Origin of the sequence: Alkalicaulis satelles (genome assembly GCF_008630495.1) — a bacterium.
In the GTDB taxonomy this organism is placed as follows: Bacteria; Pseudomonadota; Alphaproteobacteria; order Caulobacterales; family Maricaulaceae; genus Oceanicaulis; species Oceanicaulis satelles.
The window spans coordinates 72,887-92,894 of record NZ_VWOJ01000005.1 but is presented as its reverse complement, the minus strand read 5'-3'; the positions used below and the strand labels follow the sequence as shown (position 1 = coordinate 92,894).

The 20,008-nt window shown below is 64.9% G+C and carries 19 protein-coding genes and 3 tRNA genes; 5 read left to right on the top strand and 17 right to left on the bottom strand.

Annotated elements, in window-relative coordinates; genetic code table 11:
* The first annotated feature begins 16 nt into the window (after positions 1-16).
* Positions 17-2,293: a S9 family peptidase gene (locus F1654_RS13115; RefSeq protein ID WP_233205302.1), complete on the top strand. Its 2,277-nt coding sequence runs from the start codon at positions 17-19 to the stop codon at positions 2,291-2,293.
* A gap of 63 nt (positions 2,294-2,356) precedes the next feature.
* On the opposite strand, the gene F1654_RS13110 is transcribed toward F1654_RS13115, so the two are convergent.
* The 9 genes from F1654_RS13110 to F1654_RS13070 all read right to left on the bottom strand — a co-directional run bounded on the left by F1654_RS13110 (position 2,357) and on the right by F1654_RS13070 (position 9,631).
* Complete coding sequence (locus F1654_RS13110) at positions 2,357-2,998, bottom strand: energy transducer TonB (protein ID WP_199200582.1); 642 nt, start codon at positions 2,996-2,998, stop codon at positions 2,357-2,359.
* A 209-nt stretch (positions 2,999-3,207) separates the two neighbouring features.
* Positions 3,208-4,758, bottom strand: a complete 1,551-nt coding sequence (locus F1654_RS13105) for a tetratricopeptide repeat protein (protein WP_150024011.1) — start codon at positions 4,756-4,758, stop codon at positions 3,208-3,210.
* Between the two features lie 62 nt (positions 4,759-4,820).
* Positions 4,821-5,438 (bottom strand): energy transducer TonB, encoded by a 618-nt coding sequence (locus F1654_RS13100; protein ID WP_150024010.1) that lies wholly within the window; start codon positions 5,436-5,438, stop codon positions 4,821-4,823.
* A gap of 4 nt (positions 5,439-5,442) precedes the next feature.
* The gene (locus tag F1654_RS13095) at positions 5,443-5,853 is read right to left on the bottom strand and encodes an ExbD/TolR family protein (protein WP_150024009.1); all 411 of its coding nucleotides are present in this window, start codon (positions 5,851-5,853) and stop codon (positions 5,443-5,445) included.
* 18 nt (positions 5,854-5,871) lie between these two features.
* Complete coding sequence (locus F1654_RS13090; RefSeq protein WP_150024008.1) at positions 5,872-6,288, bottom strand: ExbD/TolR family protein; 417 nt, start codon at positions 6,286-6,288, stop codon at positions 5,872-5,874.
* Positions 6,289-6,293: 5 nt separating this feature from the next.
* Positions 6,294-6,815, bottom strand: coding sequence for a MotA/TolQ/ExbB proton channel family protein (locus F1654_RS13085; protein ID WP_150024007.1), 522 nt, complete (start codon positions 6,813-6,815; stop codon positions 6,294-6,296).
* Between the two features lie 13 nt (positions 6,816-6,828).
* Positions 6,829-8,229, bottom strand: a complete 1,401-nt coding sequence (locus F1654_RS13080; protein ID WP_150024006.1) for a MotA/TolQ/ExbB proton channel family protein — start codon at positions 8,227-8,229, stop codon at positions 6,829-6,831.
* A gap of 26 nt (positions 8,230-8,255) precedes the next feature.
* Complete coding sequence (locus F1654_RS13075; protein ID WP_233205300.1) at positions 8,256-8,999, bottom strand: DUF3450 domain-containing protein; 744 nt, start codon at positions 8,997-8,999, stop codon at positions 8,256-8,258.
* 557 nt (positions 9,000-9,556) lie between these two features.
* Positions 9,557-9,631 (bottom strand) — tRNA-Gln (locus F1654_RS13070).
* 166 nt (positions 9,632-9,797) lie between these two features.
* Between F1654_RS13070 and F1654_RS13065 the strand changes: the two genes are divergently transcribed.
* Positions 9,798-9,874 (top strand) — tRNA-Pro (locus F1654_RS13065).
* Positions 9,875-10,048: 174 nt separating this feature from the next.
* Entirely contained in the window at positions 10,049-11,860 is a 1,812-nt protein-coding gene (gene sppA / locus F1654_RS13060; RefSeq protein ID WP_150024004.1) for a signal peptide peptidase SppA, read from the top strand.
* 5 nt (positions 11,861-11,865) lie between these two features.
* On the opposite strand, the gene F1654_RS13055 is transcribed toward sppA, so the two are convergent.
* The 5 genes from F1654_RS13055 to F1654_RS13035 form a co-directional block, all read right to left on the bottom strand.
* Positions 11,866-13,464, bottom strand: a complete 1,599-nt coding sequence (locus F1654_RS13055; protein ID WP_150024003.1) for a lysine--tRNA ligase — start codon at positions 13,462-13,464, stop codon at positions 11,866-11,868.
* A gap of 89 nt (positions 13,465-13,553) precedes the next feature.
* Positions 13,554-13,751 carry a helix-turn-helix transcriptional regulator gene (locus F1654_RS13050; protein WP_150024002.1) on the bottom strand — a complete coding sequence of 66 codons (198 nt, stop codon included), beginning with the start codon at positions 13,749-13,751 and terminating at the stop codon, positions 13,554-13,556.
* Positions 13,748-14,374, bottom strand: coding sequence for a hypothetical protein (locus tag F1654_RS13045; RefSeq protein WP_150024001.1), 627 nt, complete (start codon positions 14,372-14,374; stop codon positions 13,748-13,750). The genes F1654_RS13050 and F1654_RS13045 overlap by 4 nt, the downstream gene beginning before the upstream one ends.
* A gap of 1 nt (position 14,375) precedes the next feature.
* Positions 14,376-14,651: a hypothetical protein gene (locus F1654_RS13040; RefSeq protein ID WP_150024000.1), complete on the bottom strand. Its 276-nt coding sequence runs from the start codon at positions 14,649-14,651 to the stop codon at positions 14,376-14,378.
* Positions 14,652-14,782: 131 nt separating this feature from the next.
* Entirely contained in the window at positions 14,783-15,418 is a 636-nt protein-coding gene (locus tag F1654_RS13035; RefSeq protein WP_150023999.1) for a peroxiredoxin, read from the bottom strand.
* Between the two features lie 131 nt (positions 15,419-15,549).
* Here F1654_RS13035 and F1654_RS13030 point away from each other — a divergent pair, with 131 nt between their 5' ends.
* Entirely contained in the window at positions 15,550-16,050 is a 501-nt protein-coding gene (locus tag F1654_RS13030; RefSeq protein ID WP_150023998.1) for a SixA phosphatase family protein, read from the top strand.
* A 58-nt stretch (positions 16,051-16,108) separates the two neighbouring features.
* Complete coding sequence (locus F1654_RS13025; RefSeq protein WP_150023997.1) at positions 16,109-17,719, top strand: glycosyltransferase; 1,611 nt, start codon at positions 16,109-16,111, stop codon at positions 17,717-17,719.
* Between the two features lie 54 nt (positions 17,720-17,773).
* Here F1654_RS13025 and F1654_RS13020 read toward each other — a convergent pair whose 3' ends face one another.
* The 3 genes from F1654_RS13020 to F1654_RS13945 form a co-directional block, all read right to left on the bottom strand.
* Positions 17,774-19,471: a methyl-accepting chemotaxis protein gene (locus tag F1654_RS13020; protein ID WP_150023996.1), complete on the bottom strand. Its 1,698-nt coding sequence runs from the start codon at positions 19,469-19,471 to the stop codon at positions 17,774-17,776.
* A 201-nt stretch (positions 19,472-19,672) separates the two neighbouring features.
* Positions 19,673-19,746: transfer RNA gene (locus F1654_RS13015), tRNA-Gly, on the bottom strand.
* A gap of 55 nt (positions 19,747-19,801) precedes the next feature.
* Positions 19,802-19,954: a hypothetical protein gene (locus F1654_RS13945; protein WP_199200581.1), complete on the bottom strand. Its 153-nt coding sequence runs from the start codon at positions 19,952-19,954 to the stop codon at positions 19,802-19,804.
* Positions 19,955-20,008 lie beyond the last annotated feature (54 nt).

The following is a 20,008-nucleotide window of genomic DNA, read 5'->3' as shown; positions in this document are numbered from 1 at the left end:
CGCCCGGACGATTGAGATGCTTCACAGCCTGATCCGCCTGACCGCGCCCGCCCTTGGCGCGGCGTTTCTTCTGTCCGCCTGCCAGGACGCGCCAGGCGGAGCCACACCGGAGACCCCGACCGATATGGACGCAACGCACTCCCAGGCGCCGGACCTTCTGGCCCGCGCCCTGACCCTCACCCCGCCCGTGGCCGAACAGCGCCCGGTGACCATCGAGCAGCTGGGCCGCACGCGCGTGGATGAATACGCCTGGATGCGTGATGACGACTGGCAGCAAGTGATGCGTGACCCCTCAGTGCTGCGCGCCGATATCCGGACCCATCTGGAAGCCGAAAACGCCTATTACAACCAGGTGATGGCCCCGACCGAGGCGCTGCACCAGCGCCTCTACGCCGAGATGCGCGGGCGCATCAAGGAGGATGACTCCTCCCCGCCTGAGCGCGACGGGCCCTGGTTCTACTACACGCGCTACCGCGAAGGCGGCCAGTATCCGGTCTATGCCCGGCGCGCGGCCGGCGAAGACGGCGCCATGACCGGCGAGGAGCAGATCCTGCTGGACGGCGACGCGGAAGCCGAAGGCATTGAATACTACCAGCTCGGCGCGGTGGAGCATTCGCCGGATCATCGCTGGCTGGCCTATGCGGTGGATACGGCGGGCTCGGAATTCTATCAGCTGCGCATCCGCGATCTGGAGACAGGCCAGGATATCGCCACCCTGACCGAGGAGAGCTATGGCTCCATGGAATGGGCCAACGATTCTCAGACCCTTTACTGGGTGTGGCGCGACGAGAATAACCGCCCGCGCCGGGTCTACCGCCAGGCCATCGAGTCCACCGACCGGGAGCTTGTCTATGAAGAAAGTGATCCAGGCTTCTTCCTGGGCGTGGGCAAGACTGACGGCAATAGCTGGATCGTCCTGCAAGCCAGCGACCACACCACCACCGAGATGCGCCTGTTCGATGCCAATGACCCGGGCGCCGAAGCGCTGCTTGTCTCTGCGCGCGAGAGCGGGGTGGAGTATTCGCTGACCGAGGCGGGCGGGCGCCTCTATGTGCTGACCAACCAGGACGGGGCGGTGGACTTCAAGATCATGTCCGCACCGCTGGACGATCCGCGCCGGGAGAACTGGCGTGACTTCATCGATCACCGCCCGGGTGTTCTGGTCACCAGCCTGATCGGTTTTGAGAACTGGCTGGTGCGGCTGGAGCGGGCCAACGCCCTGCCCCGCCTGGTGGTGCGCCAGCTCGCCAGTGCAACCGAATACGAGATCGCGTTTGACGAGGAAGCCTATGCTCTGGGCGCCTGGGGCGGATATGAGTACGCGGTCGACCGGCTGCGCTTCTCCTATGAGAGCCCGTCCACGCCCACCGAGATCTTTGATTTCGACATGGCCAGCCGCGAGCGCACCCTGATCAAGCGTCAGGAAATCCCGTCGGGCCACGATGCCGGCGATTATGTGGTGCGCCGCCTGATAGCGCCTGCGCGCGATGGTGAAATGATCCCCGTCACGCTGCTCTACCGCGAGGGCACGCCGCTGGACGGCTCCGCGCCGGTGCTGCTCTACGGGTATGGCTCTTATGGGATCACCATTCCGGCGGGCTTTTCCACCTCGCGCTTATCGCTGGTGGACCGCGGCATGATCTACGCCATCGCCCATATCCGCGGCGGCATGGCCAAGGGCTATCAGTGGTATCTGGACGGCAAGCTGGACCGCAAGCACAACACCTTCAACGATTTCGTGGATGCTGGCCGGATGCTCGTGGCCGAGGGCTTTACAAGCGAAGGCCGGCTGGTCGCCCATGGCGGCTCGGCGGGCGGGTTGCTGGTGGGCGCGGCGATCAATCAGGACCCGTCCCTGTTCGCCGGCGCCATTGCGGCGGTACCGTTTGTGGACGTGCTCAACACCATGAGCGATCCCAGCCTGCCGCTGACCCCGCCTGAATGGCCCGAATGGGGCAACCCGATCGAGGACGAGGCGGCCTATGACTACATCCTCTCCTACAGCCCCTATGATCAGGTCAGCGCGCAAGCCTATCCCCACGTGCTGGCCACGGCCGGCCTGACCGATCCGCGCGTCACCTATTGGGAGCCGGCCAAGTGGATTGCACGCCTGCGCGAGATGCGCACCGATGAGGGCCTCACCCTGATGCGCACCAATATGGGCGCAGGCCATGGCGGGGCCTCGGGCCGGTTCGACGCCCTGCGTGAACGCGCCGAGGAATACGCCTTCGCCCTGATGAGCGCAGGTCTGGCGGACGCTGAAGCCGCTGAAGCGGCGGCCGCCGCCGAATAAGCCTCAAGGCATCAAACCCGCCCTGCCTGGCCGTTGAGCCTGACAGGGCGGGTTTTTGCGTCCTTATTCCAGCTGGAAATCGAGGCGGGTCTCCACACCCCGGCGCACGATCTCATGGCCTGGCCGGCCCAGATCGGAGGCGTGGGTCCAGCGCTGGACGGCCGAAAACGAGGCGCGCGCAAAGCCAGGACTGTCGCAATCAAGCACCTGCAGATTGGCCGTCGCACCGGAGGCGAGGATGTCGTAGCGCACGGTGCACGATCCCTGAATGCCGCGCGCCAGTTCGCGCTGGGGATAGACCGGCTCCACCCGGCCCGTCAGGGACGGAATCGTGAACGCGACCGGCGGTGTGGTGATCGGATCAAGCTGGATCGCCATAATCGGCGGGGTCAAATGGACGCCCTCGACGCCTTCAACCGCAGCACTTGGCGTGCGGATCTGCACGAAGGGCGGCGGCGGCTCGACAGCGGGAATGTCCATCACTGCAACCGGCGCCGGCTCGCGGTCCGCAATCTTGAAATTGATCACGATCCGCTCAACTGGCGGCGCGTCTTCAGGCGGCGGCGCGGCCACCTCGATCAGGGCGCGCATGAACAGAAATAGTGCTCCCGTCACGCCAAGGGCCAGCAGGCCGGCCAACAGAAAACGCATGACGGCGCCAGGCGAACCGGTGCGGCGCGTTGTGGTCTGGGATAAAGCGGTCATGACGGCGTCCTCCCTGTCTCGGACGGACAGGTGGTCCGCCCCCCGTAACCATGACCGGATCAGCATGTTGCGCCTTTGAGGCGAATATCAGGCACACAACCCGCCATGATTGCTGCGCTTGCACAACGGGCCGCCATTACACAGAAAAAACCCCGCGAGCAGCGCTCGCGGGGTTTTCAGCCTGACGGCTTGAACTGTCAGATCGCAGATCAGCCCTGACCGGATGCAGCCGCCTCCTGGCGGGCATCGCGTTCGCGCTGGGCCTCTGCAGCTTCTTCATCAGACATGCCCGCTTCACGAATCTGCTCGCCAAACAGGTTGAAGTAAGGCTCGCAGCGTGACGGGATATCCGAAAAGCGGACACGGCCATCATCATCCACGGCGCCGGTCAGCACGATGGAGCGCCGCTCGGATTCCAGCGTCAGGCGGCATTCGTCGATGAGCACCTGTTCACGCTGGACGGCGCGCATTTCGGCACCCTGGATCTGGCTGTTGATGAAGCGTATCCAGCCATTGGCGTTGGAGCGGCTGGTGGGGAAACGGGCTGCTTCGCGATAGGCGGCCAGCGCCGGTTGAATCCGCTCCTGCTGAAAACGCACGCTGCCCAGAAGCTCCCAGGCCCGCCCGGTTTCCGCGCTAGACAATCCGCCCCGGTCCAAAGCCTGGGTCAGGGTCTGCTCGGCCTGGGCCCATTGACGCATCTGGAAGCGCGCCTCGGCGATCTTCAGCGCCGTTTCACCCGTCGGACGCAAACGATAGAGCTGTTCCAGCGGAGCGATCGAACGCTCGAACTCGTCCGCCTGACGCCACATATTGCTCAGAAGATTGAGAAAACGTTCCGATGCCTCAACGCGCCCGGCATTGATCTCACGCTCCAGAATACGCGCCCCGCGATAGGGATTGTTGAAGTTGCTGTAATAGGCAACCATCCCCACAATTTCGCTTTGATCCTGGAGAAGGCCGTTGAGATACATAAGCTTGGCGGTCTCAAAAGCATTTTCTTCCTGATCCAGGCGGGCGTAGAGCGCACGCAGGTTTTGCCAGGACCGGCGCGAAGCCGGGAAGGAGTTGAGCATAGACCGCACGACACGCAGCTCGTCCTGGGTCCGGCCCAGCTGGCTGTAGTAATACTGCATCAGATTGTAGTCGCCCTCGGAGCGGCTGCTCTGATTGTTGTACATAAACTCCGCATAGCGCAGCCCGTCCTGAAAACGCTCAGCCTGGACATAGGCCTGGGCCATCATGCGCGCGAGCGAAACCGTCAGCTCGGCACCGGCCGACAGCGCCATCTCGAGCTGCCGGATGCCTTCGTCGATCCTGTCGGAGATCAGCATCACCTGCCCGACATTTGTCCGCAGGGCGACAATTTCATCACGCACCAGAGCATTGGTCGCCAAAGCGGCGAGCCAGTCATCAATCGCGCGCGAGGTATTGTCGAGATTATAGTGAGAGACCCCCCGGATACGCAGCACGACCGAGCGCTCATAAGCCGTCATTTCCCGGTTCATGACGGCGTTGAGGATAGTCACCGCTTCCTGGTAACGCTCCTCGCTCACAGCCTCATTGGCGCGCAGAACCTGCTCGCCAATGGCTGAACTCATCTGGCGGTTTTCGGAAGGGTCTTGCTCTTCGCTGGAATTTTGCTGCGAGCGCCGCTGGGCTTCAGCCGGCGCCACGGTCGCGAAAGCCAGAATAGCCGCTGATGCAACCACGCCTAAGCCGGTCAGGAAGCGTGCCGAAGCGGAACGGATTGCCATCATCTCTTCATTCTCCTCGAACTCAGGGGCGCGCTGACAGCAGCGCCGCCGCCCCTGGTCGCGATTTAACCTTCCAGACGGTAGTCGAGACGCGTCTGCACGCCACGGCGCCAGACGGCGGTGCCGCCCTCGACGCGAGGCTCGTAACGCCAGCGCTCCACGGCCCGGATAGTGGCGGACTGGAACAGCGAGCTCGAGCAATTCAAGATGCTGATATTGGTCGGCTGGCCATCCGGCGTCACATCAAACTGCACAGTGCAATGGCCCTCAACGCCCCGTTCGGCGGCGCGCGGCGGGTATTGCGGCTCGATGCGCACCAGCGGCTGGGCGTCCCGGTCAGACACGTCGAAATTGACCTGGTCGCCCGTCAGGGACGGCGCATCGAAGTCCGGCAGAGCGCCCATAGTGGTGCGCATGTCCTCGGACGGCGCATCGGCGGCCTGACGCGGGATGGTCGGAGGCGGCGGCGGGGGCTCGGCAGCCTGCACATCATCCAGGGTGAGATCACGCTGACGCACGGTCACGTCCTCGGCAACATCCGAGATGGTAATGCGAATCTCTTCGCGCTCCTGCTCAAGCGGGGTCTCATCTTCGAAGATCAGGATTTGCATCAGCGTGAACAGCAAGAAGGTGATCACTGCTGCAACCGGAACGCCGATGATAAGCCGGATGATGCTGGCCATGGCCTTAGAACCCCGTCTCTTCGGTTGATATGGTCACGTCAATGCCCATGGAGGACACCAGCTCCTGGATATCCAGAACCGTGCCGATCGGGGCGCCGATATCGCCCTGGATCATGGCTTCGGCGCGCGGATTCTCGCTCTGGAGCTGCTCCACCACCGGGCGCAGTTCAGATATATCATAAGCGCGGCGATTGACCCAAATTTCTCCGGCCTCATTGACCGCAAACAACATGGTCGGGCGCTCACGCTCCTGAGTCGTTGTTTCCGGACGCTCCACTTCAATGCCGGGTTCTTTCACGAACACAGCTGTCACGATGAAGAAGATCAGCAGGATGAACACAACGTCCAGCATGGGCGTCATGTTCAGTTCCACCTCTTCGTCATCTTTCATGACGCGGCTTTGTCGGCGAGCCATGGTATCTCTCCTGCCGGTCTAGCTGCCCGAGCCCGAACCCGCCGCCTGGCGGGAAATGGACACAGGGATGTTGTTGGCCCGCATCTCGTCCCAGATCATGACCGTAGTGCCATGACGGGCGTCATCGGCCACCTCGATCAGAACCGCAGACTGGGGCTGCTCGGCGCGCAAGCGCGACACGGCGGCCAGAACACGGAATTCGCTGGTGGATTCCTGGTTCACGAACACGCGGTTCTGATCATCGATCTGAACCAGGATCACCGGGTTGTCCTGGGCCGGCTCGTCAGAGGGCGGCGGCGGACGCATGTCGATGCCTTCTTCCTGGAGGAAGGTGGCGGTGACGATGAAGAAAATGAGCAGGATGAACACGATGTCCAGCATCGGCGTCATATTGACGTCGGCCTGATCATTTCCCCGCTGTTTTTTACGGCGCATGGGCTTTAATCCACTTCAAGCTCGTCAGCCAGCTCGTGCACGCGCTGTTTGGCCATGCGCTCGATCTGGCTCGAGAACATCAGGCCCGACAGCGCGGCGACCATGCCGGCCATGGTCGGGATTGTGGCCCGGGCGACGCCCGCCGACATGGCGCGGGCGTCCGAGGACCCCATGATCGCCATTACGTCGAACACGGCCACCATGCCGGTCACAGTGCCAAGCAGGCCGAACAGGGGAGCCACCGCGACCAGTGTCTTGATGAGCTCCACATTCTGATCGACCTTCTGCTTGACCTCGCTGATCAGCTGGTCGCGGATGGCCATGGCGTACCAGGAATGGTGGTCGCTGCGCGCCCCCCATTCCCGCAGCGCCCGCTGCCGCACGCCTTTATGGGCGAAGCTGAAATAGGCCAGCCGCTCCAGAATGAACGCCCACATCACGAAGGTGAGGGCCATGATCCAGTTCAGGACCGGTCCGCCCCGTTCCAGAAACATCTGGAGGTTATTGAAGGCGGTTGTGGGATCCATGGGTCTGTCCCCTCTAGCCCGCGGACTTTTCTTCGGCGTGACGCGCGATGATGCCCGCCGCCTGCTCTTCGAGCGTGCTCTGGGCCCCGCGCGCAAAGCTCGCCGCGAACGAGTGGATGAACAGCAGCGGGATCGCCGAGATCAGGCCCATCACCGTAGTGACCAGCGCCTCGGAGATACCGCCGGCCATGATCTGGGGATCGCCGGTGCCGAACAGGGTGATCTGGGTGAAGGTCCGGATCATGCCCGTCACGGTGCCCAGCAGGCCCAGCAGCGGCGCCACGGCGGCGGCGAGCTTGAGGAAGTTCAGGCCGAACTCCAGCTTGGGGGTCTCGCGCAGGATCGCTTCGTCGATCTTCAGCTCGATGGTGTTGATCGGCTTATCCTTCACCTCCTCATAGGCCAGCATGATGCGGCCCAGCGGGTTGGAGGACGAGGCCGTCGAGCGGCGCTTCTGGGCGTTGATGGCCGAGTTCACGCCCATCAGGACAAACAGGCGGAAGATTCCGAACGCAGACGAGAACACCAGCAGCGCCAGAATGATCTGGGCCACCAGGCCGCCCTGGTTGAAGCGTTCCTGCAGATTGGGCACTTCGAGATAGACGCGCAGGAGGCTGCCGCGGGACGGGTCAACCGGCCCGGCCACGATACGGCCCGCCTCAGCGTTGATCAGCGTGTTGGCCGCGCTCACCAGCCGGCCCGGAGGCTGACGGCTCAGCTCGGTCATGCGGTAACCGGCCGCGCGGTTGGACGAGTCGACCGACCATTGCACGAACTTGGCGCCGCCACGGTCAGCCATCGCCACGAACGGACCCACACGGGTGACGTCCAACGGCTCGCCGTCATTCTGGCCGACAATCCGGGCGCTGTAGGTCACGACCTGGCCCTGAGCCTCCATCTCGGTGATCTGGGCGCGCCAGATCTGGTCGAGATCGCGGCGGTCAGGCAGGGTGCGGGTCTCCGCCAGCGTGCGCAGCGGCTCGTGCCGGCGCGGATACTGGTGGGAAATCAGCGAGCCCTCGATCAGGGCCGCCACTTCGCCGGCAGCCTGACGGGCCGCACCGAAGAGCTCGCCATACTCGCCCTGCGCAGCGCGCAGTTCGGCGTCGAGCTCGGCGATGACGCGCTGATTGCTTTCAAATTCTTCGCGAAGACGCTCCGCTTCCGAACGCAGCGAGGACAGCGTGCCCTGCGCCTGGCGCAGAAGGGCGGCCTGCTCATCGCGGCGCTGGCGGAATTCCTGCAAGCGGCGCTGATTTTCCGCGGCGGCGTCGCGCGAATCAGCGCGCACGCGGTCGAGCAGTTCCTGGATGGAGCGGACCGGCTCGCGGTCCTGCTGCGCGGCCAGAGCCGGGGCGGCGAGGGCGCCGGCCCCGATCGAGACGGCGGCGATCATGCTGATCAGGTGTTTCATTGGTTCAGTCTCCCGTCTCTATCCGATTAGCGCGCGTCGACCGGACCCGGCAGAGGCGCGGTGAACACCTCCGGCGTGGTCACTTCGCGCGCGATGCGGAAGGCGCGCTGCACGTCGACAGCCATGCTGCCCGAAACGGGGCGCCAGTCGCGATTGTCCTGGGTCATGATCTCAAGGCGCCCGCCAATGTCGCGGACCAGAGCCACCCGGCCGATCTGGAGGATATTGGCCTCCTGGGGCGTGCCATCCACCTCGACTTCCTCGGAGTAGGCGCGCAGCGAGCGGCCATAACCCATCTCGATCTCATAGGCGTTCAGCAGCAGACGGTAGCGCTCGGCCGCCGAGATATTGGCGTCGCCCAGAGCGGTCTGAATGCGGTCCAGCCGCGTGCGGCGCACGTCCAGCTGGAAAGGCATGTCCGAGTCGATGAACTCTTCGAGGGCGACATACATGTCCAGAAGCATCGGGGCGAGATCGACCTCGATGGAACCCACCCGCTCAAGCTGCGAGCGCAGAGCGGTCAGCTCGTTTTCCTGCGACAGCAGGAAGACCCGCTGCTGCTCCAGGAAGATGCGCTGGGATTCGATCTCTTCGCGCGTGGCCAGATACTGGCGCTCGGCGTTATCAGCCGCATCGGCGAGCTGGTTGATCTGCTCCTGGGCCTGAGCCCCATCCTGAGTGGACTGACGTGCGACCCGCAGCGCCTCGTCCAGCTGGGCGTACGCGCCGCCCGCCGTGACGAGCGCTGCTGCGCCCGCGGCCATACCCATGCGGATTGCCTTCAAAGTCTTGGACATTTCTCGCCTCACAGTAGCCGGCGCGGACGGTTGCCCGCGCGCTTCCGTTTCCCTCGCTTCGGCGCGGTCCGGCCGATCAGCCGATCCAGCTCCCCCGGAAAAACCGGAGCGCGCCGTGCTTAAACAGCCTTATGGCTGCTCAAAATGACATGAGGAAACAATGCACCAATTGCACACATTATCCCCTCGGCTCGGCAGCGTTGACCGCTGTCTTGTGTCGTTTGACGCGACGCTAGCACCGGCTTCGCGCATCAATCAACCGCTCTGACAGCAATGAGCATGCCATCAAGCAGTCATGCAGAGGGGTTGTAGGGCGCAAGCGTTGCCAAATTACGACAGCGCTGCACCAGATTGGCCAGAACGCTATCACAAGCGCGTCAGCGCGTTAAGCGGCGGCGCGCCCGGGCCGGGCGGCGCCAGGGCCACAGTGCTGAAAATAATTGTCAGTCGCCGCTCACAGGGCGCCGGTCAGGGCCTTAACGCGCGCGGCTTGCCTGATCAGGCCGGTCCAAGATGGAGAATCAAAAGGATGGCTGGGGCGCCAGGATTCGAACCTGGGAATGGCGGTACCAAAAACCGCTGCCTTACCACTTGGCCACGCCCCAATACCCTTGCCGATCCGGCGACGGGCCGCGCTAGATAGCCCGGCTTTGGGAGCGATGCAACGTCCTGTGCTGCAACACGTGAGCGGAAGGCCGCACCCCCTGCGATCACCCTGTGTCAGGGTGATTGCCACCCACCGCGCCTTTGTCTATACACCGCGCCTCTGATCGGAGCATAGCTCAGCCTGGTAGAGCACCGTCTTCGGGAGGCGGGGGTCGCAGGTTCAAATCCTGCTGCTCCGACCAGCCCTTCTCCCGGCCCCGTAACGCCCTGGCTGCACGAGTCTCTCCCGTGCAACGCCTGAAGCCTTAAATGGCGCCGCCGCCGAGCGTGCGGCTCGACCGGGCCGGTTTCGCCCTCTAGTCTTCAACACCAGCCGCCCGGACATGAGGCGGGATGAGGGTGTTTGAGGGATCATCATGAAACAGTTCTGGTTTTCGCTGTTCGGCTCTGTTCTGGGCGTGCTAATCGGCGCGATCATGCTGGGCGTCTTTCTGGTTCTGATGATCGGGGGGCTGATCGCCTCCGCCATACAGAGCGCCGAGAGCGAAGCCGACCGCGCCCTGCCCGCCAGCGGCATCGTGCTGGAGCTTGACCTGCGCCTGCCCCGGCTGGACCAGCCCTCACGCTCGCCCTTCGCCTTCTCGCGCCCATTGGCTCTGATTGATCTGGTGGAGGCGCTTGAGCGCGCCCGCACCGATGACCGGGTGGCCGGCGTTTTCGTGCGCGCCAATGAATTCGCCATGAGCCCTGGCCAGGCCGAGGAGATTCGCGGCGCGCTCAGCCAGTTTACCTCATCGGGCAAGTTCGCCGTGGTCCACGCCCAGGGCTTTGAAGGCACCGGGGTGATGAATTATTTCGCCGTGGCCGGCGCGGGCGAGCTGTGGCTGCAGCCCACCGCCAGCTTCTCAGCCGTGGGGCTGGCGTCCGAGACCCTGTTCCTGGGCGGGCTGATCGAGCAGTTCGGCGCCGAGGCCGAGTTCGTCCAGCTACACGAGTACAAGAACGCCGCTGACATCTATACCCGGGCCGGCTTCACCGACGCCCACCGCGAAGCGACCCTCTCGCTGCTCACCAATCTCTATGACACAGCAATCGAGGGCATCGCGCGCGACCGCTCCATGTCCCCTGATGCGCTGCGCGGCGTGATCGAGGCTGGGCCCTATACCGCCAGCCAGGCCTATGAGGCGCGGCTGGTGGACCGGCTGGGGCATGTGTTTGACGCCCGCGAGGCCGCCCGCCGGGAGGTTTCCGGCCGGGCCCGCTTCGTGCCCATAGAGACCTATGCCCGCACGCCCCAGAGTTCGGGCGGGAGCGCCTCACGTCCCGTGATCGCCCTGGTGACCGGTCAGGGCGCCATTGTCACCGGCGACCCCGCCAGCGGGTTCAGCGGCGATGAAGTGATCGGCGCGGACCGCATGGCCCAGGCCATTGATGCGGCCGGACGCGATTCATCAGTGCGCGCCATCGTGCTGCGCATCGACAGTCCCGGAGGCTCGCCCACAGCATCCGACCAGATCTGGGACGCCGTGATGCGCGCGCGCCAGAACGGCAAGCCGGTGGTGGTCTCCATGGGCAGCGTCGCGGCGTCGGGCGGATACTATATCGCCGCTCCCGCAGACATGATCGTGGCCAACGCCGGCACGCTGACAGGTTCGATCGGCATGCTGGGCGGCAAGATCGTCATCGACGGCGCGCTCCAGCGCATCGGCCTCAATCTCGAACCTTTGAGCGTGGGCGGGGAGTATGCGCTGGCCTATTCGGGCGCCACGGGCTGGAGCGACAGCCAGCGCGCCGCCTATCAGCGCCTGGCCGAGCAGATCTATGAGGACTTCACCACCAAGGTGGCTGATGGCCGCGATCTGCCCATGACCCGGGTCCAGGAGATCGCCCGCGGGCGCGTGTGGACCGGCGCCCAGGCCGCCGAGCTGGGCCTGGTGGACCGCATTGGCGGACTGCAGGAGGCCATCAGCGCGGCGCGCGAGCTGGCGGGTCTGGATGCTGACGAGCCGGTGCGCCTGCGCCGCTTCCCGGCCCAGCCCACGGCGCTGGAAGCTTTCCAGCAGTTGTTCGGCCTGAGTGCGGAAGGCGTGGAGGCGCTGGTTCACCTCAATGCGCTGATGTCCCTGCCCGAAGTGCAAGCGGCGCTGCAAGCGCGCCAGCAGCCTGCAGGCGTGCAGCTCGCCGCCCCTGACGCCGAGACGCTGGGCCGCGAGCCGGCCCGTCCATAGCGCGCTCAGGCGTGGTCTGAAACCAGCTCGCCGCGCAGGCCCGCCTCAATGAGAGCGATGGTTTCGGGCACGCCGTACAGCGCCGCCAGCCCGCCAAAGCGCGGCCCCTGGGACTGGCCCAGCAGGACCTCATAGAGAACCTTGAACCAGTCGCGCAGGTTCTCAAACCCGGCGTCCTTGCCCGCAGCGTAGACCTCTGTCTGGATCACCTCGGCATCGGTCTCGCCCGGGTCGAGGGCCTTGAGGCGGGCGATCAGGCCTTCCATGGCAGAGCGCTCGGCCGCGCTGGCTGCGCGGTGCGTCTTGAACGGTTTGACGCGGTCCGCGTAATAGGCCAGCGCATAATCCACCAGCCGGTCGAGAAAGGGCTCGCGCGCCGCATCCGCATCAGGCGCGTAGCGGGTGATGAAGCCCCAGACCTGCTCGCGCGTGCTGGCGTTCGCCGCCGCGACCAGATTGAGGATCAGCGCATAGCTGATGGACGCGCCCGCTTCAGGCGGCTGGCCGGCATGGATATGCCAGACCGGGTTCTCGATCTGCTGGTCAGGACTCTGGCCGGGATAAGCCTCGAGATGCTGGCGGTATTCGTCCACCGCCTTGGGGATCACATCGAAATAGAGCCGCTTGGCCGTGCGCGGTTTGGCGAACATGTAGAGCGCCAGACTCTCCTGGGGCGCATAGGCGAGCCATTCCTCCACCGCCAGGCCATTGCCCTTGGTCTTTGAGATTTTCTCGCCGTGCTCGTCCAGGAACAGCTCATAGACATATTGCACAGGCGGCTCGACGCCCAGGATCCGGCAAATTTTCGAATAGATCGGCGCATTGGCCTGATGGTCCTTGCCGAACATCTCGAAATCCACGCCCAGCGCGGCCCAGCGCATGCCGAAATCAGGCTTCCACTGCAGCTTGGTGTTCCCGCCGGTGACCGGCAGGGTCACGTCCGTCCCGCCCTCGTCCTCGAATGTGATCGTGCCGGCCTGCGCGTCGATCGCCTTCATGGGCACGTAGAGCACCCGGCCGGTAGTGGGCGATATGGGCAGGAAGGGCGAGTAGGTCGCCTGGCGCTCCGCCCCCAGCGTGGGCAGCATCACCTTCATGATGTCGTCAAACCGCTCCAGCGCGCGCAGCAGCACCGCGTCAAACGCGCCTGACCGGTATTGCTCGGTGGCCGAATAGAATTCGTACTCGAAGCCGAAGCTGTCGAGGAAGGCGCGCAGGCGCGCATTATTGTGCTGGGCGAAGCCTTCATGGGTTCCGAACGGGTCGGGCACATCGGTCAGCGGCTTGCCCAGATGCGGCTCCAGCAGGTGCGCATTGGGCAGATTGCCGGGGATTTTGCGCATCCCGTCCATATCGTCGGAGAACGCGATCAGGCGGGTGGGATAGGCATCGTTGGTGAGCACGCGGAAGGCGTGGCGCACCATGGCGGTGCGCGCCACCTCGCCGAACGTGCCGATATGCGGCAGGCCCGACGGGCCGTAGCCGGTCTCGAAAATCACGCTATCGCCCGTCATGCCCGACCGCTCGATGCGTTTGAGCACCGCGCGCGCCTGTTCAAAGGGCCAGGCCCTGGCGTCGGCGGCGAGCGGAGCGAGATCGGTCATGGCGCGCATGCGTCCTGTCTTTGGAGGATATAGGCGAGGGCGAGTTAGGCCTGAGCGCGGCCCGGGTCAACCGGGCCGCGCCATCCTGGTCAGGCCTCATCCTCCTGGAAGATCGCCTCGATGGGCTGGCCGAACACCCGCGCAATACGGAAAGCCAGCGGCAGGGAGGGATCATATTTGCCGTTCTCGATGGAGATCACGGTCTGGCGCGACACGTCGAGCAATTCGGCCAGATGCGCCTGGCTCCAGCCGCGCTCGGCGCGCAAATCCTTGAGCGAGTTGTTCATGTGAAGCGCCGCGACACCAAAGCGGAAGCGATGGAATGGAACACGGCGAACGCCGGGAAAAGATAGATGGAGGCGAAATCAGCTTGTCCTGTATGCATGGTCACAAGGCCCCAGACCGTCGCCGCCAGCAAGGTCGCCCCGGCGCCAATGGCAACGGCGAGAACATGCATCCGGCGCACCATCTCGTCGCTTTCCACGATGATATAGACGAACGCCACCACCCATCCAGCCAGCAAGCCGATGGGCAGGCTCTGGAGCATGCCCTTGAGAAAGCCCGAGAGCTGCGGGGCGTAAGACCCGGACGCCACAACCGCGCCCACATACAAGATCACCAGGGCGACCTGCACCGGCATCATTTTCAGCGTGCGCAACTCGCTGCGGGCGGGCCGCGGCGTATTGGGCGCCGTGACCGCCATGTGGTTCTCCCGCGCCCACAGGGCGAACATCACCACACTGCCCGCCCCCAGCCCGGCGATCACCTTCCAGCTGTCTTCAGATGCGATGGCGAAGGTGAAGGCGATGAACAGGCCGATGAAGATGAACAGGAAGATCAGGGCCAGCGTTCCCGAGGCGCGTATGGGATGAAGCGGCCTGGCTGGATGGTTGTCGGGGGTCTCGTTCATCTCAGCGCTCCTGCGGCTGGGTGGCCGGGCGCCCGGCATTGCGGCGAGTTATCAGGCGCAGCAGCCAGTGACGATTGGCCACCGCCGACCAGCCAAGAAGGAAGAGGATGATCCAGAAGGCCCCCTCAGTGGCGAAGGCTGCGGCGACGACCGCCAGGACGAATACGCTGCGCGGCGCGTCCAGGAAATAGGCCGCGCCCACGCCGGCCCAGGCGGCGATCAGGGCCAGTATGGTAATGGCGGCAAATGCGATGCGAAAGTTCTTGGTGCGGGACATGACGGCTCTCCTTTGTAAAGCGTGCTTTACCTTTAAAAGTAAAGCACGCTTTGCGTCAAGCACCCTTTACCTAAAAAAGCAGCCAGCCCGGGCCGGGCTGGCTGCCATGTGCCGCCAACATGTTGTTCTGTCTACTTATTCGGCTGCGGCGTCACACGCAGATAGGGTTTGATCTTTTTGTAGCCCTTGGGGAAAAGCTTGTCGGCGTCGGCGTCTGACAAGGACGGGACCACGATCACGTCCTGGCCGTCCTCCCAGTTGACCGGCGTAGCCACCTTGTGACCGTCGGTCAGTTGCAGAGAGTCCAGAAGGCGCAGCACCTCGTTGAAATTACGGCCCGCGCTGGGCGGATAGGTGAAGGTGGCGCGGATCTTCTTGTTCGGATCGATCACATAGACCGCGCGCACGGTCAGCTTGGGATCGGCGTTGGGGTGGATCATCTGGTAGAGCGCAGACACCTTGCGGTCCACGTCGGCGATGATCGGGAAGTTGAGCTTGACGCTCTGGGTCTCCTCGATATCGCCAATCCAGGCCTTGTGATCCTCCACGCTGTCCACCGACAGGGCGATGGCCTTGGCGTTGCGGCGGGCGAACTCGTCCTTCAGCTTGGCGGTGAAGCCGAGCTCTGTGGTGCACACGGGGGTGAAATCGGCCGGGTGAGAAAAGAAGATCGCCCACTGATCCCCGATCCAGTCATGGAACCGGATCGGTCCTTCATTGGTTTCGGCGGTGAAGTCCGGGGCGGTATCGCCCAGCAAAAGGCCCATGTGTATCCTCCATCCCGAATGTTTGCCGCCAAGGGCGAACTCCGCTTAACGTGGGCGGCGGACCGGCGCCACACAAGAGGCCTCCGGGCCGGATTTAGAAAAGCTCAACCCTCCCTGCCGGAATCCCCGCCATGCCCCAGCTTATCCTCATGCGCCACGCCAAAGCCGTCGACCGGATGGAGGCCGAGGATGATTTCGAACGGGGCCTGACACAGCGCGGGCGCGATGATGCGCGCCGCGCGGCGGAGGCCATGGCCAGCGCCGGGCTGAAGGCAGATCAGGCGCTGGTCAGCCCGGCGCGGCGCACCCGCGAGACCTGGGCGATTGTGGCCGATACCCTGGGCGCGCCGCCGGTGAGCGATCCGCTGGCGCTCTATCACGCTTCGGCCTCCATGCTGGCGCGCGCCGTGATGGAGGCGCTGGACGCGGGCGCGCAAAGCATTGTGGTGGTTGGCCATAATCCCGGCCTTGGCGGGCTCGCCCATGATCTGGCGGGAACCGGCGAACGCGCGCGCGCCATGCCTGCGGGCTGGCCGACCAGCGCGGCAGCCGCCTTTGATATCGCCCCAGGCGTGAAAAGCCTCAACGCCCTTGCGCTCACCTTCGCCTTCGACCCCAAGGCGGCGCGCTGATTCGCCTTACAGGTGAACTTATGCTTATGTCCTCGCCTCTCACGGGGCGGGCGGCGGCATGGACGGCACATCTCCCGACAGCCTTCACGGCGCATATCATGTTCAAGCGCAGCGCCCATGCGCGTATTGCGCCGCCTTTGATCTGCTGGACGCCCGGCCCCTGGCCAGCGCCGGCGCGCCGCTTGCGCCGCCTGCCGCTCTCTGGGCAGGGCCAGGTGTGTTCCTGGCCGGATTGGCGCTGGAGGCGCCGGAGATCGTGGCGGGCCTGGCGATTACTCTGGCGCTCCTGTTTGTGATGGGCGTGACGGCGCTGCGCGCCAGCGCCAGCGTCCTGGCTCCGCGATGGAGCGCGCGCCATCCCCTGGACGACGCCAGCTTGCCGGTGATCAGCGTCATCATCGCCTTGCATGACGAAGCTGAAGTGGTGCCGGGCCTGGCCGCCGCCCTCTCGCGCCTGGATTACCCGCGCGGCAAGCTCGACATCATCCTGGCGCTGGAGGCGCACGATACAGCCACTTGCACCGCCGCCCGCGCGGCGCGCAGGCGGGGCCGGTGGCGGGTGCTGGCCGCCCCGCCCTGCGGGCCGACCACCAAACCGCGCGCCCTCAATTACGCCCTGCAGGCCGCGCGCGGATCGCTGATTGCGGTCTATGATGCAGAGGATGCACCCCATCCGGCCCAGCTGCGCGCCGCCGCCGAAGCCTTCGCCGCCGATGCGCGCCTGGGCGTCGTGCAGGCCCCGCTGGGGTGGTATAATGCGCGCGACAACTGGCTCACGCGCCAGTTCGCGCTGGAATACGCCGCCCAGTTCCACGCCCTTTTACCGCTCTATGCGCGCCTGGGCTGGCCCTTGCCGCTGGGCGGGACCAGTAATGTTTTCCGCCGCGCCGCACTGGATAAGTGCGGAGGATGGGATCCGTTCAACGTCACCGAGGATGCCGATCTGGGCTTCCGTCTGGCGCTGCATGGCTGGCGCGCCGGGCTGATCGGGCCAAGCACGCTGGAAGAGGCGCCAGTCACCCTCAAGGCCTGGACCGGCCAGCGCTCGCGCTGGCTGAAAGGCCATTTCATCACATGGCTGGTGCAAATGCGCCAGGCGCGCCAGCTTTGCGACGCCGCCGGCCCGGGTGCGCTGGCCTGCCTGCATCTGACCATGGCGGCCAATGCGATCAGCGCGCTGGTTTTCCCGGCGGGGCTGGCCGCCATCATCATCGCGCTGGTGTTGGCCGGGACCGGCTGGACGCAAGGCCTGCCCGGCGCATTCGCTGGTCTGGCGGCGCTGGCTGCGGCCATCGCGTGCGCGCGCAGCGGCGCAAGGCGGGCCGGTTTCCGCCCGGCCTGGCGCGATCTGGCATCCATGCCCACCTACTGGCTGTTGCAGGCGCCGGCCATGATGCGGGCCTTGCGCGAACTTCCCGCCCGGCCCTATCTGTGGGTCAAGACCCGCCACGGGGTCTCCACCGCCCGGCGAGACAATCCTGATGTCCCTGCTTCACACGATCCTGGCCATGGGCGCAGCCGCCGGCCTGTTCCTGTTCTGCGCCTGGCAGGGGGGGCGGCCCAGCAATCCGCTCAAACCCCGCCTGATCCCTTGGACCGGCGCAGCCATTCTCGCCGGCGCCGGCTTCCTGTTTCTGCTGGCGCATCTGTTCGGCCATTTCGGGCTTGAAACCGGAACGGGGATGCGGCGGTAACAGGCGCCAGGCCCGTTACCGCCCTGCACTTACGCGGCTTCGACTGCGGCCAGATAGTCGGAAATGCGCACTTTCAGGTCCTGGCTGCGCCGCGACAGCTCCTCGGCCGTGGAGGCCACCTGGGTGGAGGCGGATGCTGTCGTCTGGGCGGCGCGCTCCAGGGAATCCAGCGAGGAAGCGACCTGGGCCGTGCCCGAGGCGGCTTCAGCCACATTGCGGCTGATCTCGTTGGTGGCGCCCACCTGCTCTTCGGCGTTAGAGGCGACAGATGTGGAGATCTCGCGCACCTCGCCCACCACTTGCTCGATCTCGCGCACCGCTTCCATAGCCGCGCTGGTGGCGGTCTGGATCGCCTGGATCTGCTCGGCCACGGTAGAGGTGGCCTTTTCGGTCTGCTCAGCCAGCTGCTTGACCTCGCTGGCCACCACGGCGAACCCCTTGCCGGCCTCGCCAGCGCGCGCCGCCTCGATGGTGGCGTTGAGCGCCAGCAGCTTGGTCTGTTCGGTGACGGTGACGATCAGGGTGGTCACCTCATCAATTGCGCGCGCCGAACCCGCAAGCGTGTCCATGCGTTCAAGCGCATTGCGCACCCGGGCGCTGGCCGAATCAGAGATATCCGCACCGCGGCCGATCTGGCTGGAGACCTCGGTGATCGCGGCGGACAATTCCTCGGTGGCCGAGGCCACGGTCTGCACATTGGCCGAGGTCTGGGTGGTCAGCGAGGACACGCTGGCGGTTTCCGCACTGGTCTCCTCGGCGGTGGAGGACATGGAGGTGGCGGTCGCCTGCATTTCCTCGGCCGCAGCAGCCAGCGCCGAGACGGCCTCGTCGATATTCTTCTGGAAATCGTCGGTGAGATTGGACACCCGCGCCGCGCGTTCAGCCTTGCGCCGGGCTTCGGCCTCCTGCTCCTCGAGCAGGCGCACCCGCTCGCGCCCATCCTGCTGGAACTGCACCACAGCCCGGTTCAGATCGCCGATCTCGTCGCCGCGATCGGCGCCCGTCACTTCAAACTCGAAATCGCCCTTGTTGAGCAGAGCGATATTGTCGATGACGCGCCGGATCGGACGCACCAGCTGCATCTGCGCCAGCGCCAGCGCCAGACCTGCGCCGATCAAGGCGCCCGCAATCGCCGTGATGATCATGCCGGTGCGCGATTGCGCGGCGACACTATGGGCTTCTCCAACCGCCTCATTGGCCCGCTCGTTGGTCAGGCGCACATAACCGCCAATCTCGGTGACCAGAGTGTCAAGAAAGGGGCGCGAGGCGCGCGCTGACTCAAACACGATGGTGCGATCATCAGCGGCGCGCGCGCCGTTCAGGCCGGCCGCCGTGTTCAGGGTATGCTCCAGTTCGCGCTGGTAATCGCGATACGCCTGACCGACCCGGTCCAGCGCGGCGCTCTGTTGCGGATTGGCCGACTCGCGCAGCTGCGCATAGCGGTCCTGGAACGTCTCGCGCGCTTGCGATGTGACATCGCGGATATAACCCATCGCTTCCGGCTCAAGGGCGATACGGTATTCGGAGCGGCTCATGATCATGGCCTGCTCTCTCATCTCGCCGACAAGCCGGATCTCGGCGCCGGATACGGCGATATATTCCGATTGGTTCGCCAGCCGCCCCAGCGAGAAATAGCTAATTGTACTGACAACCATGAGCGCCAGCAGGAAGATCGCCACGATCACCCCGAGCTTGCCCTGCACATTGATATCTGAAAGCTTGATCATGACTGATTTCCTTGGAGCAAAAAACGCCACACGGCGCTAAGCCACACCAAAGTGGTTTGGTTAATGACGTCTTAGGGTAACGGCCTGAATTAATTATAATAAGTTGCGTTAACGGCATTCACACCCTGGTGGGTTGCAGCCATCCGGAAGAGAGCCGCGATGCGGGCGCGAGCAGGGTCTCGTCCATTATGAGAGAGGCGCTGGAGCGGGTAGCGGGAATCGAACCCGCGCGTTCAGCTTGGGAAGCTGACAGGCTACCATTACATCATACCCGCGACTGGCCTGATATGCCTCAAGGGCGCGTGCGCAGGCAAGCACAAGCGGCGCCTGTCAGGCCCGGCGGGCCAGATGCGACAGGCCCATGCGCTCGAACAGAGCATTCACGTCGGTATTGCGCGCCGCCATGCGGCTGGTGATGCGCGTGCGTCGGGGTTCGGCGGTGATGGTGGCCGTCAGACGCAGATAATCGTCAGCGTGAAACATGGGCGGGGTTCCCGTTAGGCTTTATGCACCGCAACATGCGGCGCTTGCGCGCAG

Excerpts from the sequence above, each read along its gene's own strand:
- F1654_RS13115 (WP_233205302.1), top strand. The coding sequence starts at position 17 with ATGCTTCACAGCCTGATCCGCCTGACCGCGCCCGCCCTTGGCGCGGCG.
- F1654_RS13110 (WP_199200582.1), bottom strand. The coding sequence starts at position 2,998 with ATGACCGCTTTATCCCAGACCACAACGCGCCGCACCGGTTCGCCTGGC.
- F1654_RS13105 (WP_150024011.1), bottom strand. The coding sequence starts at position 4,758 with ATGATGGCAATCCGTTCCGCTTCGGCACGCTTCCTGACCGGCTTAGGC.
- F1654_RS13100 (WP_150024010.1), bottom strand. The coding sequence starts at position 5,438 with ATGGCCAGCATCATCCGGCTTATCATCGGCGTTCCGGTTGCAGCAGTG.
- F1654_RS13095 (WP_150024009.1), bottom strand. The coding sequence starts at position 5,853 with ATGGCTCGCCGACAAAGCCGCGTCATGAAAGATGACGAAGAGGTGGAA.
- F1654_RS13090 (WP_150024008.1), bottom strand. The coding sequence starts at position 6,288 with ATGCGCCGTAAAAAACAGCGGGGAAATGATCAGGCCGACGTCAATATG.
- F1654_RS13085 (WP_150024007.1), bottom strand. The coding sequence starts at position 6,815 with ATGGATCCCACAACCGCCTTCAATAACCTCCAGATGTTTCTGGAACGG.
- F1654_RS13080 (WP_150024006.1), bottom strand. The coding sequence starts at position 8,229 with ATGAAACACCTGATCAGCATGATCGCCGCCGTCTCGATCGGGGCCGGC.
- F1654_RS13075 (WP_233205300.1), bottom strand. The coding sequence starts at position 8,999 with ATGGGTATGGCCGCGGGCGCAGCAGCGCTCGTCACGGCGGGCGGCGCG.
- sppA (WP_150024004.1), top strand. The coding sequence starts at position 10,049 with ATGAAACAGTTCTGGTTTTCGCTGTTCGGCTCTGTTCTGGGCGTGCTA.
- F1654_RS13055 (WP_150024003.1), bottom strand. The coding sequence starts at position 13,464 with ATGACCGATCTCGCTCCGCTCGCCGCCGACGCCAGGGCCTGGCCCTTT.
- F1654_RS13050 (WP_150024002.1), bottom strand. The coding sequence starts at position 13,751 with ATGAACAACTCGCTCAAGGATTTGCGCGCCGAGCGCGGCTGGAGCCAG.
- F1654_RS13045 (WP_150024001.1), bottom strand. The coding sequence starts at position 14,374 with ATGAACGAGACCCCCGACAACCATCCAGCCAGGCCGCTTCATCCCATA.
- F1654_RS13040 (WP_150024000.1), bottom strand. The coding sequence starts at position 14,651 with ATGTCCCGCACCAAGAACTTTCGCATCGCATTTGCCGCCATTACCATA.
- F1654_RS13035 (WP_150023999.1), bottom strand. The coding sequence starts at position 15,418 with ATGGGCCTTTTGCTGGGCGATACCGCCCCGGACTTCACCGCCGAAACC.
- F1654_RS13030 (WP_150023998.1), top strand. The coding sequence starts at position 15,550 with ATGCCCCAGCTTATCCTCATGCGCCACGCCAAAGCCGTCGACCGGATG.
- F1654_RS13025 (WP_150023997.1), top strand. The coding sequence starts at position 16,109 with ATGGACGGCACATCTCCCGACAGCCTTCACGGCGCATATCATGTTCAA.
- F1654_RS13020 (WP_150023996.1), bottom strand. The coding sequence starts at position 19,471 with ATGATCAAGCTTTCAGATATCAATGTGCAGGGCAAGCTCGGGGTGATC.
- F1654_RS13945 (WP_199200581.1), bottom strand. The coding sequence starts at position 19,954 with ATGTTTCACGCTGACGATTATCTGCGTCTGACGGCCACCATCACCGCC.